The sequence below is a fragment of the Sulfitobacter sediminivivens genome, assembly GCF_042611115.2.
Taxonomy (GTDB): Bacteria; Pseudomonadota; Alphaproteobacteria; order Rhodobacterales; family Rhodobacteraceae; genus Sulfitobacter; species Sulfitobacter sediminivivens.
The window spans coordinates 16,414-30,055 of sequence record NZ_JBHGAR020000030.1 but is presented as its reverse complement, the minus strand read 5'-3'; the positions used below and the strand labels follow the sequence as shown (position 1 = coordinate 30,055).

The 13,642-nt window shown below is 57.9% G+C and carries 13 protein-coding genes and 1 riboswitch; of the genes, 4 read left to right on the top strand and 9 right to left on the bottom strand.

All coding sequences use genetic code 11. The annotated features are described in order from the left end of the window. Positions 1-231: 231 nt before the first annotated feature. Complete coding sequence (metZ, locus tag ACEWL3_RS19065) at positions 232-1,413, bottom strand: O-succinylhomoserine sulfhydrylase (protein ID WP_386185252.1); 1,182 nt, start codon at positions 1,411-1,413, stop codon at positions 232-234. A 65-nt stretch (positions 1,414-1,478) separates the two neighbouring features. Further along, positions 1,479-1,555: riboswitch (SAM riboswitch) on the bottom strand. A gap of 92 nt (positions 1,556-1,647) precedes the next feature. Between metZ and ACEWL3_RS19060 the strand changes: the two genes are divergently transcribed. Continuing rightward, positions 1,648-2,355 (top strand): glutathione S-transferase N-terminal domain-containing protein, encoded by a 708-nt coding sequence (locus ACEWL3_RS19060; RefSeq protein WP_386185249.1) that lies wholly within the window; start codon positions 1,648-1,650, stop codon positions 2,353-2,355. A 56-nt stretch (positions 2,356-2,411) separates the two neighbouring features. Here ACEWL3_RS19060 and ACEWL3_RS19055 read toward each other — a convergent pair whose 3' ends face one another. The 4 genes from ACEWL3_RS19055 to ACEWL3_RS19040 all read right to left on the bottom strand — a co-directional run bounded on the left by ACEWL3_RS19055 (position 2,412) and on the right by ACEWL3_RS19040 (position 7,455). Continuing rightward, positions 2,412-3,017 (bottom strand): inner membrane-spanning protein YciB, encoded by a 606-nt coding sequence (locus ACEWL3_RS19055; protein WP_386185247.1) that lies wholly within the window; start codon positions 3,015-3,017, stop codon positions 2,412-2,414. A gap of 12 nt (positions 3,018-3,029) precedes the next feature. Then, the gene (locus ACEWL3_RS19050) at positions 3,030-3,932 is read right to left on the bottom strand and encodes an EamA family transporter (RefSeq protein ID WP_386185244.1); all 903 of its coding nucleotides are present in this window, start codon (positions 3,930-3,932) and stop codon (positions 3,030-3,032) included. Positions 3,933-3,968: 36 nt separating this feature from the next. After that, entirely contained in the window at positions 3,969-5,573 is a 1,605-nt protein-coding gene (gene ftsY, locus ACEWL3_RS19045; RefSeq protein ID WP_435001424.1) for a signal recognition particle-docking protein FtsY, read from the bottom strand. Positions 5,574-5,742: 169 nt separating this feature from the next. Continuing rightward, complete coding sequence (locus tag ACEWL3_RS19040) at positions 5,743-7,455, bottom strand: NAD(P)H-dependent oxidoreductase subunit E (protein ID WP_386185243.1); 1,713 nt, start codon at positions 7,453-7,455, stop codon at positions 5,743-5,745. A gap of 164 nt (positions 7,456-7,619) precedes the next feature. On the opposite strand from ACEWL3_RS19040, the gene ACEWL3_RS19035 reads away from it, so the two are divergent. Continuing rightward, positions 7,620-8,633, top strand: coding sequence for an alkane 1-monooxygenase (locus ACEWL3_RS19035; RefSeq protein WP_386185241.1), 1,014 nt, complete (start codon positions 7,620-7,622; stop codon positions 8,631-8,633). Positions 8,634-8,682: 49 nt separating this feature from the next. Then, positions 8,683-9,078 (top strand): hypothetical protein, encoded by a 396-nt coding sequence (locus ACEWL3_RS19030; RefSeq protein WP_386185240.1) that lies wholly within the window; start codon positions 8,683-8,685, stop codon positions 9,076-9,078. Between the two features lie 28 nt (positions 9,079-9,106). Here ACEWL3_RS19030 and xseA read toward each other — a convergent pair whose 3' ends face one another. After that, positions 9,107-10,663 carry an exodeoxyribonuclease VII large subunit gene (gene xseA, locus ACEWL3_RS19025; protein ID WP_386185238.1) on the bottom strand — a complete coding sequence of 519 codons (1,557 nt, stop codon included), beginning with the start codon at positions 10,661-10,663 and terminating at the stop codon, positions 9,107-9,109. 87 nt (positions 10,664-10,750) lie between these two features. On the opposite strand from xseA, the gene purD reads away from it, so the two are divergent. Then, the gene (gene purD, locus ACEWL3_RS19020; RefSeq protein ID WP_386185236.1) at positions 10,751-12,016 is read left to right on the top strand and encodes a phosphoribosylamine--glycine ligase; all 1,266 of its coding nucleotides are present in this window, start codon (positions 10,751-10,753) and stop codon (positions 12,014-12,016) included. A gap of 19 nt (positions 12,017-12,035) precedes the next feature. Here purD and ACEWL3_RS19015 read toward each other — a convergent pair whose 3' ends face one another. The 3 genes from ACEWL3_RS19015 to ACEWL3_RS19005 are packed head-to-tail and all read right to left on the bottom strand — an operon-like array spanning position 12,036 to position 13,503. Further along, a complete protein-coding gene (locus ACEWL3_RS19015) occupies positions 12,036-12,431 on the bottom strand; it encodes a hypothetical protein (protein WP_386185233.1) in 396 nt (131 codons plus the stop codon). Beyond that, entirely contained in the window at positions 12,431-13,180 is a 750-nt protein-coding gene (locus tag ACEWL3_RS19010; RefSeq protein ID WP_386185231.1) for an FG-GAP repeat domain-containing protein, read from the bottom strand. Before ACEWL3_RS19010 ends, ACEWL3_RS19015 begins: the two co-directional genes overlap by 1 nt. After that, the gene (locus tag ACEWL3_RS19005; protein WP_386185228.1) at positions 13,180-13,503 is read right to left on the bottom strand and encodes a 2Fe-2S iron-sulfur cluster-binding protein; all 324 of its coding nucleotides are present in this window, start codon (positions 13,501-13,503) and stop codon (positions 13,180-13,182) included. The genes ACEWL3_RS19010 and ACEWL3_RS19005 overlap by 1 nt, the downstream gene beginning before the upstream one ends. Between the last annotated feature and the right edge of the window lie 139 nt (positions 13,504-13,642).

Sequence of the window (13,642 nt, the reverse complement as noted above, 5' to 3'; positions counted from 1 at the left end):
AATCGAAGGGTCCATCGCGTCAATCTCGGCTTTGCTGGCTGTTGCTGCCCATGCCTTCAGCGTGGCAAGGGCCGCCTTGGCCGCTTTGCCATCAGATTCTTCTGAAACCGGTGTCACAACATTCATCGCAAAGCTCCCTGAAATAGCCGCATCCCCTGCAATGTAGGCGTGCAGGGCCCGAATTACCAATCGTCAGAAATTATACGCACATCGCTGGCAAACAGATCCAACTTAAACTGCCGCCAAAGCCTGTAGTATATCCGCCTTGATATCGGTAGCGTCCTCAAGCCCGATGCTGATCCGAACCAATCCCGGTGTGATCCCAAGCGCATCTTTTTGATCCTGAGGCAACCGTTGGTGGGTCGTCGTTGCGGGATGTGTCAGAATTGTCTTTGCATCGCCAAGATTGTTTGAAATCACGCCCACTTCAATGGCATTCAGAAACTTAAATGCTGCGGCCTTGCCGCCCTTTAAATCAATGGACAAAACCGTTCCGCCCTGCCCCATCTGCCGTTTGACCAATTCAATCTGCGGATGGGTGGAAAGGCCAGGATAGATCACCTGTGCAAGCGCCGCATGACCCTCCAATGACTGAGCGACATCAAGGGCGCTGGCCGCCTGTGCGCGGACCCGCAGGCTCATGGTTTCCAACCCTTTAAGCATGACCCAAGCGGTAAAGGGGCTCATCGAACCGCCGGTGTGCTTCATGTAGGGCTCAACTGTGCCACGGATGAATTCACTGCTGCCAAGGATAACTCCACCAAGCGCACGTCCCTGCCCGTCGATGTGTTTGGTCGCAGAATAAATCACCACATCAGCCCCTTGCGCGATGGCGTTTGAAAACACCGGTGTGGAAAACACATTATCAACCAACACCAATGCGCCTTTGGCATGGGCGAGTTTTGAAACTTCTTCAATATCAACGACTTCAAGCGTCGGGTTGGCCACGGATTCAAAAAAAACCGCTTTGGTTTTCGGCGTGATCGCCGCCTCCCACGCGGCCAGATCGGTCCCATCAACAAAGCTGACCTGAACGCCAAAGCGCATCAGGATTTCCTCAAGCACATAAAGACAGGAACCAAAAAGCGCCCGGGCAGACACCACATGATCACCCGCGCGCAGCATGGATGTCAGCGCACCGGACACAGCCGCCATGCCGCTTGCGGTGGCAAAAGCATCTTCTGCCCCTTCAAGGGACGCGATGCGTTCTTCAAACATCTTGACCGTTGGGTTGCCGTAGCGCGCATAGATGAATTCATCCGGCCCGCTTTCCAAGAACCGCGCCTCGGCATGTTCGGCGCTCTCATAGACAAAGCCCTGCGTCAGAAATATTGCCTCACTGACCTCGCCGTATTGGCTGCGGCGGGTCCCTGCATGTACGGCGCGGGTGCGTGGTTGCCAGTCGTTGCTCATGTTCTTCATCCTTCTGGCCCGATGGCTCGGACATAAAAAAACCCCAGACGCGGTCAAGCGAAAGGGGGTCCCTCATCCTGACCTTTTAGCGGAATATTTAACGTGGCCCGCAATCCGGTAACAAATCACCACGGGTCATGATCTACGCCGCTGCGCAGTCTTCGTCAATCCTGCTTGGGCTTGGCATATGCTGCAAAACAAGCATCATAAGCACAACCACAAAGGATGCTCAGGATGCCCGAACCCATCGACCTTTACTTTTGGCCCACACCAAATGGCTGGAAAGTCTCTATAACACTTGAGGAAATGGGATTGCCCTATGAAACCCATCTGGTGAACATCGGCGCAGGCGAACAATTTGCGCCCGCCTTTCTGAAAATCTCGCCCAACAACCGGATGCCCGCGATTGTGGACCCCGACTTCCCGGATGGCGCGCCGATTGCGATCTTTGAATCCGGGGCGATCCTGCAATATCTGGCCCGGATAACCGGGCAATTCTATGGAACGACCGAGCGGCAGCGCATTGCCGTTGATCAATGGTTGATGTGGCAGATGGGCGGTCTTGGGCCAATGGCGGGTCAGGCACATCATTTCCTCAAATACGCGCCGAATATGGACCCACCCAACGATCTTCCTTACGCCAAAGACCGCTATCGCTCTGAAACAGCACGCCTTTACGGGGTGCTGGACCGCCAGTTGGCGCTGCATGAATTTGTTGCCGGTGACTTTGTCTCGATCGCTGATTTTTCAATCTGGAGCTGGGCATCCTTGTGGGAAGGCCAGCAACAGACGCTGGACGATAAGCCGCATATGGCGCGATGGCTCGATACCATGACCGCCCGCCCCGGTGTTCAGGCGGGCCGCGCCTTGCATGCGGACAAACGCGGCGACATTGCCAAAGACAAAGCCGCGCACGATCAATTGTTTACGAAAAAGCCCTGAGGTCGCCCCATATCCCTTAACTTAGATCGGGACGTTGTCGTCAAACCACGCCGTACTTACCCTTGGTCTTTGCCCAGACCATATGTTTGGAACAGCCTGCCTTGCGTCATGAAAAAGGCGAATATCGCCGCTGTCAGGCCGAAGGTTTTGAAATAGACCCAGGTTTCAGTCGAGAAGCTGCGCCAGATCACCTCGTTTGCAAGCGCCAGCCCCAGGAAAAAGAACATCAGCCGCCGGGTCAGGATCATCCATCCCGCGTCTTCCAGCGGCATCATCTCTTCCATCACATATTTCAGATAGGATTGCCCGCGCAGCAGCCCAAATCCCAGCAAGCCACCAAACAGAACGTAGATCATCGTCGGCTTCATCTTGAAGAACCGATCGTCATTCAGCCAAACCGACAAACCGCCAAAGATCACCACCAAAATGACCGTTGCCACCTGCATCCGGCTCAATTTTCCCGTCAGCCACCAAAGCGCCCCTGTGGACAGGATCAACAGTGGAATGAACGCCGCCGTGACGACGATAAATCCGTCATATTCAGTGGCACCGATGGTAAACACCCGATCTTTCAGGCGCAGGTAGGCCGCAAAGAACAACAGCACCGGACCAAACTCCAATGCGGATTTCAAATAGGGGTTGATCTGATTGGCCTCAGCCATGGTTATGCTCCTTCATCCACCCATCTCCACTATCACAGCGCCCAGCGCGATCAATGCCATCAGCGCAATCCGGCGCGGTCCGACGGTTTCTTTCAAAAAGACCACGCCAATCAGTGCGGCAAATACCGTTGAGGTTTCGCGTAGAACTGCCGCCTCGCCTACCTTATCAAGCCGCGTGGCCAGCATGATCGCACCAAAGCTCATGAATGCCACCAGCCCGCCAAACACCCCGCGGATCATCAGCGGTCCCAAGGCGGGCGGATTTGCCATCGCGCGCCATCGCCGCGCTGCAATCATCGGCATCACCAACCCGTCAATCATGAAAAACCAGGCCAGAAAGGTAAACGGGTTCGCCGTAGCCCTGATGCCGTATGCGTCATATGTCGTATAAAGCGCCACAAAGAGCCCGGTCAGCACTGCAATGCCCAAGGCCGCATTCAGCGTGTCCCGCGCAGCCACAAGATAGATCATGTAATAGATCGCGAGACCAAAGATTCCGGCCATCAACACAGTCACGCCCAGCCATTGCCACCCGGTGAACCGTTCACCAAAAATTATATAAGCGCCCAATACCGTAAAAAGCGGTCCTGTCCCGCGCACCACCGGATAAACGACCGTGTAGGCACCTTTGGTATAGGCCCAAGCCTGCAACATTTTGTAGATCACGTGGATCACAAACGCGCCCAGAAAGATCACCCACATATGCGGCTCTGGCCAGGGCACCACAAAAAACGCAAAGGGTGCAGCCATCACACAATATGAAAAATCAATCGCCCCACGCGTGAGCCAGGGATCATGCCGCCCCTTTTGCAACGCCCCAAACACCGCATGCAGAAACGCGGCCATGATCGCCAACCACAAGGCGGCGGTGTGACCCGTTGGAGTGCCTTCGATAAAGAGCAACCATTCCGTCAATCTAGTGTGCCCTGCCAAGCTCGGGCAAACAGGTGATCATCGATCGCGACCGACAAGCGCATCTGCAAATTCGTCAGGATCAAAGGGCGACAGATCGTCGATCTGTTCACCCACGCCTATGGCATGAATGGGCAACCCAAATTTATCCGCCAACGCCACCAGCACACCGCCTTTGGCGGTGCCATCAAGCTTGGTCATGACCAGACCGGACACGTCCGAGATTTCCTGAAAAACCTTGACCTGGTTCAGCGCATTCTGACCGGTGGTAGCATCCAATACCAACAGGGTGTTGTGGGGCGCGGACGGATCTTTCTTGCGGATCACCCGCACGATCTTGGCCAGTTCCTCCATCAGGTCACCCCTGTTTTGCAACCGTCCAGCGGTATCGATCAACAACAGATCCGCGCCATCGGCCTGCGCCTGCGTCATCGCATCAAAGGCCAGACTGGCAGGGTCTGATCCTTGGGCCGCCGTCAAAACCGGCACGCCAGCGCGGTCACCCCAAACCTGCAATTGCTCAACAGCAGCAGCGCGGAATGTATCACCTGCCGCAATCACCACTTTCTTGCCCGCTGCGCGAAACTGGCTGGCCAGCTTGCCGATGGTTGTGGTCTTGCCCGATCCGTTGACGCCGACCACCAACACCACCTGAGGTGCCTTGGAATAAAGCGGCAGGGGCCGCGCGACGGGTTCCATGATCCGGGCGATTTCCTGTGCCATCAACTGCTTGATCTCAGCGACGGACAATTTTTTGCCAAAGCGCCCCTCGGCCATGTTTGCGGTGACGCGCAGTGCGGTATCAACCCCCATGTCGGCAGCAATCAGCAGCTCTTCGAGTTGTTCGAGCATGTCGTCGTCCAACACCCGGCGCACCACGGTTTTTGGCGCGGCGCGCCCCATCAGACGACCAAGTAATCCCGGTTTTGCCGCGGGTTCAGTTGGTTCCTCGCTTAAGGCAGGAACCACGGCGCTGAGGTCCGTCATGATCGGTGCAGGTGTGGATGCGGCTTGCGCTTCGGCTTCTGCTGCACGGGCGTCGGCCTCTTTCTGATCTTGTTCTGCAGCGTCCTTTGCCGCCTGTTCTGCAGCGTCTCTCGCGGCTTGCTCGGCGGCTTGCCGTTCAGCCAATTCTGCGGCCTCACGTGCAGCGGTTTCTGCGGCGTCGCGTGCGGCTTGGTCGGCTGCTTGCTGTTGCGCCAAAGCTGCAGCGCGTTTTTGGGCCTCTTCTGCTGCCTCGCGCTGTGCCTGATCGGCCGCCTCGCGACGTAATTTGTCAGCAGCGTCCTGTTGCGCCTTCACCGCTATGGCACGCTCAGCCTCTGCCACACGCTCTTTTTCTGCGCGCTCCGCGGCATCGCGGGTTGTTTTTTCGGCAGCTTCACGGGCTGCGCGTTCGGCATCTTTTGCGGCAATACGCTCGGCTTCTTGGCGTGCGGCCTTGTCCGCGGCAGCAGCATCTTCGACGCTTGTATCAATCGCCTGCGGCAGATCATCCGCCGCCACTGCTGGTGCATCTTGCACGGCCTCATCTGGGCCAAGTACCTCTTCTTCACCGCCATCACTGACAATGGCCTCAAGCCCCTCGTCGATCTTGGACGAGGATTTGAACAAACGCTCTTTCAGCTTCTTGAAAAATGCCAAAGGGGGTCTCCACTGCTGGTTTTCTTTGATCTATAGGCTCTGCCAGACAGATGAAAGGGTTGGCACGCAATGCCCACCATACGCGCAACGCAGCGGATCGGTTTTGCGCACGGATCAGACGCATGGCATGCGCCTGATCCGTTTCTGCAAACAGGTATTTTTCCCTGTGCTAAATCTCGTCCGGGAAGTGTTTGATCACCATGCGGATCGGGTTCGGTGCCGCCTGCCCCAGACCACAGATCGACGCGTCGACCATGGCGGTGCTCAGCTCTTCCAGCAGACCGGTATCCCAACTGTCGGCCTGCATCAATTTGACCGCTTTTTCACAACCGACCCGGCACGGCGTACACTGACCACAGCTTTCATCCTCAAAGAACTTCAACATATTAAGCGCCGCAGCACGGGCTGAATCCTGATCAGACAGCACCACAACCGCGGCTGAGCCGATGAAGGAGCCATGCGGCTGCAAGGTATCGAAATCAAGCGGGATGTCGTCCATATGTGCGGGCAGCAGACCCGAAGACGGCCCACCGGGTTGATACGCTTTGAACGTATGCCCTTGAGCCATACCGCCAGCCGCCGCGATGATATCGGAGATGGTCGAACCGGCAGGCAAAAGATACATACCCGGTACAGCCACCCGCCCGGACACTGAATAGCTGCGTAGCCCTTTGCGGCCGTTCTTTTCAGTGCCGGACAAAACCTCTGCCCCTTCGCGACAAATGCGCGCGACCCAATGCAATGTCTCAACATTGTGCACCAACGTCGGCCGCCCAAAGACGCCAACCTGGGCCACAAAGGGTGGCCGGTGACGCGGAATGCCGCGCTTGCCCTCGATGCTCTCGATCATCGCGGATTCTTCACCGCAGATATACGCTCCGGCCCCGCGACGCAGATCGATATAGCCCCCGTCGACAATACCCGCATCTTCCAACGCCTTGATCTCGCGTGCCAGAATTTCCAGTACCGCAGGATATTCATCGCGCATGTACAGGAACACTTTTTCAGCCTCGACCGCCCACGCGGCGATCAGCATGCCCTCAAGAAACAAATGCGGCGTGCGCTCAAGATACCAGCGGTCCTTGAAAGTGCCCGGCTCACCCTCATCGCCGTTCACGGCCATGTAACGCGGACCCGCATTGGCGCGTACAAAGCCCCATTTCTTGCCCGACGGAAAGCCCGCACCGCCAAGACCACGCAGACCGGATGCGAGCACTTTTTCTTGTACCGCTTCCCAATCACCGGCCGCGCGCAGATCCTTCAACGTGGCATAGCCACCTGCGGCCTCATAAGTCGCAAATGCCTCGTAGTGGGGCACATGCGCATGGGTATCAGATGTCGCAATGGCCGTTTTTACCTTTTCCGGTGTCGCGTGGTCGATGTGATTATGGCCAATTTCAAGCACAGGTGCCGTGTCGCACCGGCCCATGCAAGGTGCGCGCAAAACCCGGACCTCAGAGGCATCCAGACCCTGCTCCAACGCCGCTTTAAGGGCCTGCGCGCCCGCCAGTTCACACGATAGCGAATCGCACACGCGAATGGTCAGTGCCGGTGGTGGTGCTGCGCCTTCTTTGACCACATCAAAATGAGCATAGAATGTAGCGACTTCATAGACTTCGGCCATGCCAACGCGCATTTCCTCGGCCAGCGCACGCAGATGTGCCGCAGACAGGTGGCCATATTCGTCCTGAATGAGGTGCAAATGTTCGATCAGCAGATCGCGGTGCCGCGGGCGGTCGCCCAGCAATGCGCGCACCTCTTCCCACGGTCCATCCAGTAATTGGCGGCCTTTTGTGTGGCGGCGTCCCTTGCCCTTGCCAGATTTCCAGACACCTTTTTCGGGGCCTTTGCCTGATTTCTTCGCGTGCTCATCCAGTGCCATGATGGCCCCCTTGTTCTGGTCGTTGGCCTGACCCTATCAAAGCACGGGGGCGGACTGCGATCAAAAAACGACAATTGTGCAGCGCTTTGCGTTGCTGCTGCCATTTGACAATGCTTTGACCCGTCACATTTTGCGGCTAAACCTCTTCAGGAAAGGAGGGCCTCATGGTCTGGTACGCGATTGCAAGCCTGACACCCGCGATGCTTCTGGCACTTGCCTGTCTCCTGGGCGGCATATGGCCGCTGCTTGCGGCGCTGTCGATCACCGCTTTTGTATTCTTGATGGACAAGCTGCCGCATACCCTGCCAGAGCAAGACGCCTCTGGCCGCGGGCTTAGCCTGACCTTGGCCGCTGTGCATTTCCCGCTGCTGGCCCTTGGGGTCTGGGCATTGGGCGCGGCACCTTATTTAAGTCCACTCGACACGCTGTTTCTGTTCATCGGGCTTGGCATGTTTTTCGGGCAAGTATCCAATTCCAACGCCCATGAGATGATCCACGCCAGTGCCCGCCTGCCCCGACGCATTGGCGCGTTGATTTACATTTCGGTCCTGCACGGCCATCACGTATCCGCGCACCTTCGGGTCCATCACATCTTTGCCGCCACCGATGCGGACCCAAACTCAGCCCCCATTGGCGAAGGGTTCTGGACCTATGCTGCCCGTGTCATGCACGGTGAATTTACCGCTGGATGGCGCGCCGATAACCTGCACCGCAAACGCGCGGAAAATGTGCCGCCCATGTGGACCCATCCGTACATCGGGTATGTCATGGGCGGGCTGGTCTGTATTGGGTGCGCCTATGCGCTCGCCGGGTGGCGCGGCGTTATCGCCTATCTGGGACTTGTACTTTATGCGCAAGTGCAGCTGCTGCTGTCAGATTACGTGCAGCATTACGGCCTGCGGCGGACGATAAACAATTCGGGCAAACCTGAACCCATCGGCCCTGAACACAGCTGGAATGCCCCAAAATGGTATTCGTCCGCGATGATGCTGAATGCGCCGCGTCATTCGGACCATCACCTGCGCCCCGCCCGCGCGTTTCCCGCACTTGAGGTCACACCGGCGACCATGCCGATACTGCCTCGTTCGCTTCCGGTAATGGCCGCGATCGCGATGGTCCCGCCATTGTGGCGGCGCATCATGGACCGGCGCGTCGAACGCTGGCAAAAGCTTGCGTAGACTGCGGCTTGCTCTGGTAGGTTGCGGCGGTTTCTGCCAGTCTGACATCATGAGATATATTGCCGTTTTTCTCTGTACCATATGTGCTCTGCCTGCTCTGGCTCAGGACAGGATGACTGCGGCAGAATTTGACGCCTATACCCGTGGCAAAACCCTGTTCTATGGACGCGGGGGGGATGCGTACGGCGCTGAAGTATACCATGAAGATCGCCGGGTGCAGTGGTCGTTTCTGGACGGCATCTGCAAAGAGGGCGAATGGTACGAAGAGGCCGGATTGATCTGCTTTGTCTATGAAGACAATCCCGATCCGCAATGCTGGAGCTTTGTCGAAGGAACCCGAGGGTTGATTGCGCGCTTTGAGAATGAACTCAACACAACAGAGCTTTATGAGGCGCAGGATCAGGGTCAGGAAATGCTGTGTCTGGGGCCAAAGGTTGGTGTTTGATACCGCGCACATGGCGTGCAGGCGTTCGTCAGAGTAACGATCCCTGCTCTGGCGGCGCATCTTTCTTTTTGTCTTTCTTCTCGGACTTTGGAACCGCCCCGGCAACAACCGCCAGCTTGCCATCTGCAAACTCGATCTCTAACGCACCCGCTTTTTTGGCCTGCGCCTTGCCGGTCACCACGTTGCCATCGCCGCGCACAACCGCGTAACCGCGTGCCAACGTCTCGGTATAGCCCAGCGTTGCCAACGTCCGTGCCATCGCTGTGATCCGCAACCGGCGCTTTTCCATAACCCGTTTGTCAGCGGCACTGATACGCTCCCAGACATCGCGCAACCGCTTGGCTTCGCGGTCAATATCGGCCACCAGCACATCGGTCCTGAACCCCTGCGCGCGCGCATTGAAGCGGTCTCGCGTCGCCACCACCGTCCGCGTCAAAGCAGGTCTCAGCCTGTCCGCCAAACCCGTCAGTTTTCGGTGATCATTCTGCAAACGCGCCCGCAATGTCGCGGGCCGCAGCGACCCTGACACATTTGCCAACCGCACCCGGCGATGCTGCACCCCCGCAATCAATGCAGGTTCGAGTTTTTCCGCCGCCCGGTCCAGCCGTTGTCGCGGCCCATCCAGCAATGCATCCGCCCGTGGCAACGCCCGTGCCATATCGCGCAACCGCTGCCCGCGCCGGGTCAGACCCTGGCTTAGCAGCACGCCCATGCGGGCCTCTTGGCTTTCCAGCCAAGCCGCCAGTTCATGCCGCACAGGCACCGCGAGTTCCGCCGCCGCCGTGGGTGTCGGTGCGCGTTTGTCGGACACAAAATCAATCAGCGTCGTGTCGGTTTCATGCCCCACAGCAGAGATCAGCGGAATGTCAGAAGCCGCCGCTGCCCGGGCGACAATCTCTTCGTTAAAGCCCCACAAATCCTCGACCGAGCCGCCACCGCGCGCGACGATCAACAGGTCCGGGCGCGGCAGCGCACCACCCGGTGTCAGCGCATTAAACCCAGCAATGGCGCGTGCGACTTCAGGGGCGCATTTCGCCCCCTGCACAGCCACAGGCCAAATCAGCACCTTGCGTGGAAACCGGTCGCGCAAGCGGTGCAATATGTCACGGATCACCGCCCCGGAAGGCGATGTGATCACGCCAATGACGTCAGGCAGATAGGGCAGCGGTTGCTTGCGCTCGGGTGCAAAAAGCCCCTCTGCCGCCAGCATCTTTTTGCGCTTTTCCAACAGCGCCATCAACGCGCCCATGCCCGCCGGTTTGATGTCTTCGATCACAATCTGGTACTTCGATTGCCCGCCAAAAGTGGTGATGCGCCCGGTGGCGATAACTTCCATCCCCTCTTCGGGTTGGGTTTCGAGCCGCGCGGAAACACCTTTCCAGATCACCCCGGAAATGACCGATTTGTCGTCCTTGAGGTCCAGATAGATGTGCCCCGACCGTGGCCTGCTGACCCGGCCCACCTCGCCCCGGATACGCACATGACCAAACTCGCCCTCAATCACCCGTTTGATCGCGCTAGAAAGCTCGGTCACGGTGAATTCCGGGCTGTTCAGGCCTTCTGCGGGATCGTCAATCAGGTCCATCGGGCTCTCAATTCTGTGTCTGACTTGTGTCTGGGTTGACCCCAGCTTAGAACGCGCGTGAACCAAGGCCAAGGGAGCTTCGCACGTATGAACATTCTTATTCTGGGCAGCGGCGGTCGCGAACATTCACTGGCCTGGGCGGTCATGCAAAACCCAAAATGTGACAAGCTGATTGTGGCACCGGGCAATGCCGGCATCGCCGCGATTGCCGATTGTGCAAACCTCAACATCATGGACGGCGCAGCGGTTGTGGTGTTTGCCGAGGAAAACAGCATCGACTTTGTGATCGTCGGCCCAGAGGCCCCCTTGGCCGCCGGTGTGTCCGACGATCTGCGGGCGGCGGGGTTCGCGGTTTTCGGCCCTTCGGCGGCTGCTGCCAATCTCGAAGCGTCCAAGGCCTTCACCAAGGAAATCTGTGCCGCTGTAAACGCGCCCACTGCCGCCTATGGCCACTTCACCAACGCGGCAGCTGCACGGGCCTATATCACGGAACAAGGCGCGCCGATTGTGATCAAAGCCGACGGGTTGGCCGCAGGCAAAGGTGTGATTATCGCGATGACTGATGCCGAAGCTTTGGCCGCCGTGGACACCATGTTCGACGGCACGTTTGGCGATGCCGGAACTGAGGTGGTGATCGAAGAATTCATGGACGGCGAAGAAGCGTCATTTTTTGTGCTCTGTGATGGCGAGACCGTGCTGCCCATCGGCACCGCTCAGGACCATAAACGCGTGGGCGATGGTGACACCGGACCAAACACCGGCGGCATGGGTGCCTATTCGCCCGCGCCCGTCTTGACGGACGCGATTGCGCAGCGGGCACTCGATGAGATCATCCGCCCCACCATGGCCGAAATGGCACGCCGCGAAATGCCCTATCAAGGCGTGCTTTATGCAGGTCTCATGATCAAAGACGGCGCCCCGCGGCTGGTGGAATATAACGTCCGTTTTGGTGATCCTGAATGTCAGGTACTGATGATGCGGCTCGGCGCACAGGCCTTTGACCTAATGCAGGCCACCGCCGAAGTGCGGCTGAACGAAATCAAGGTAAACTGGGCAGATGATCATGCGCTAACGGTGGTCATGGCCGCCAATGGCTATCCTGACGCCTATGAGAAAGGCACGCAGATCAAGGGTCTGGACGCCTTGCCAGAGGACAGTTCAAACATGGTTTTTCATGCAGGCACCACACATCAGGACGGCGCATTGGTCGCCATTGGGGGCCGTGTGTTGAATGTTACAGCACGTGGCGCGTCATTGGCCGAAGCACACAAACGCGCTTATGAAATGGTCGATCAGATCGACTGGCCCGAAGGATTTTGCCGCCGGGATATCGGCTGGCGGGGATTTACCTGATTCTGCGGCACCCGCTTCGTCAGGAAAGCGGCGCATCTTCGCAGATCACCGGTTTTTCGGTGATGGCCGTAATGCGCTGAATATCAAAGCTGCGGGAAATCACCGTCAGCCCCTCGCCATCTATGAACGGCATCCAACAATTCTCCGGGTCCGGGTGATCCTCATAGATAAAGCAAATCAACGGCCCGCGCACGTCAATCTGACCATAGGTGCAGCGTCGATCTGTCCGCGCCCAAACCGTTTTGTCACGGCTGAGGAATTGCTCCGTGCCGACCACTTCACCGGATTTGTACCCGCTAAAGGTCAACGTCTTGCCGACCGCCTGATCCAGGAACGCTTCGGGGGTGATTTGCGTCTGTGCCAGACATGGTGCGGCAAAGCAAATCGTCGTAGCAAATACTGTGCGGGCCAACATCACTGGCACTTTAGCGCAGCGTTCAAGCTGGCGCGCCCGCGATGCGGGCCTGCGTCGCGCGCGGCAAGCCTGCCCGCTTTGAACCCGACAACCATGACCCGCTGCCAATCGCCGCTTGCCACCACCATTTCAGGCAGACCTGCGCAAGTGCGTATGCCACCGCCGATGTCGCGTTCCCCGATCCGGTGATTGGTCAGGCCAGCAAGACTGGCGATTTCGCGCAACTTGCCGTCCTTGAACCGCCAGACCCGCAATGTCTTGGCCAGATGGGGACGGTCAATATAAGCAATCTCGGTATGCCCGTCACCGTCGAAATCTGCTGCGCCAATGGGCGCGAGCCACCGATTGCGGGTGCCGATATGCGGCGTTTCGGCCAGCTTTCCCTTGCTGTCATAGATCGCCAGCGCGGCACCCCGGCGCACATCGGTTTCCACCACAATCACCTCAGGACGGCCATCACCGGTCACATCCACAAGGCGCGGGGCCACGTCTTCAAATACATGATCCTGTGGCAGGCGAAAAAGATGGGTCACCTTGTGGTGCGCATCAACATCAGACGCTTTGTCTGGGCTCACCCCGCTGACGTCGATCTCAAGCTGTTCCCATTCCTCAGCGTCGCCCAGAATTCCATGATCATACCGTGAGGTGGGCTGCGAAAACCGGGCCGCCGTTATGGTCTGTGTTGCGGCAACCACCGACCCGAGCGAACACAAGAACAGTGCAGCAAATGCTGCACCGATCTTTTGCATCAAATCTGCTTTTCCGGCATCTGGACGCGCAAACCATCCAAGGCATCTGTAACCTTGATCTGGCAGGTCAGGCGCGAGCGTGTCGGATCTGGCTCATAGGCAAAATCCAACATGTCTTCTTCCATGTCGTCCTTGGCGGGCAGTTTTTCGACCCAGGCCGCATCCACATAAACATGGCAGGTCGAACAGGCGCAGGCACCGCCGCAATCGGCCTCAATGCCGGGGATGTTGTTGTCACGCGCACCTTCCATGACGGTCAGGCCGTTGGCAACCTCGACCACATGTTCTGTGCCACCATGTTCAACATATGTAATTTTGGCCATTGATCGAACCCTTCGCCTAAAAAATCAGTCCCCAGCTATCTAGCTATCCCGCCTGTCCAGTGCCACCCCTCATTTTGCGATATTTCATGGCCACTCGGCGACAATTCTCGCGTCACACCCTTGCCGCTAGGCACGCCCG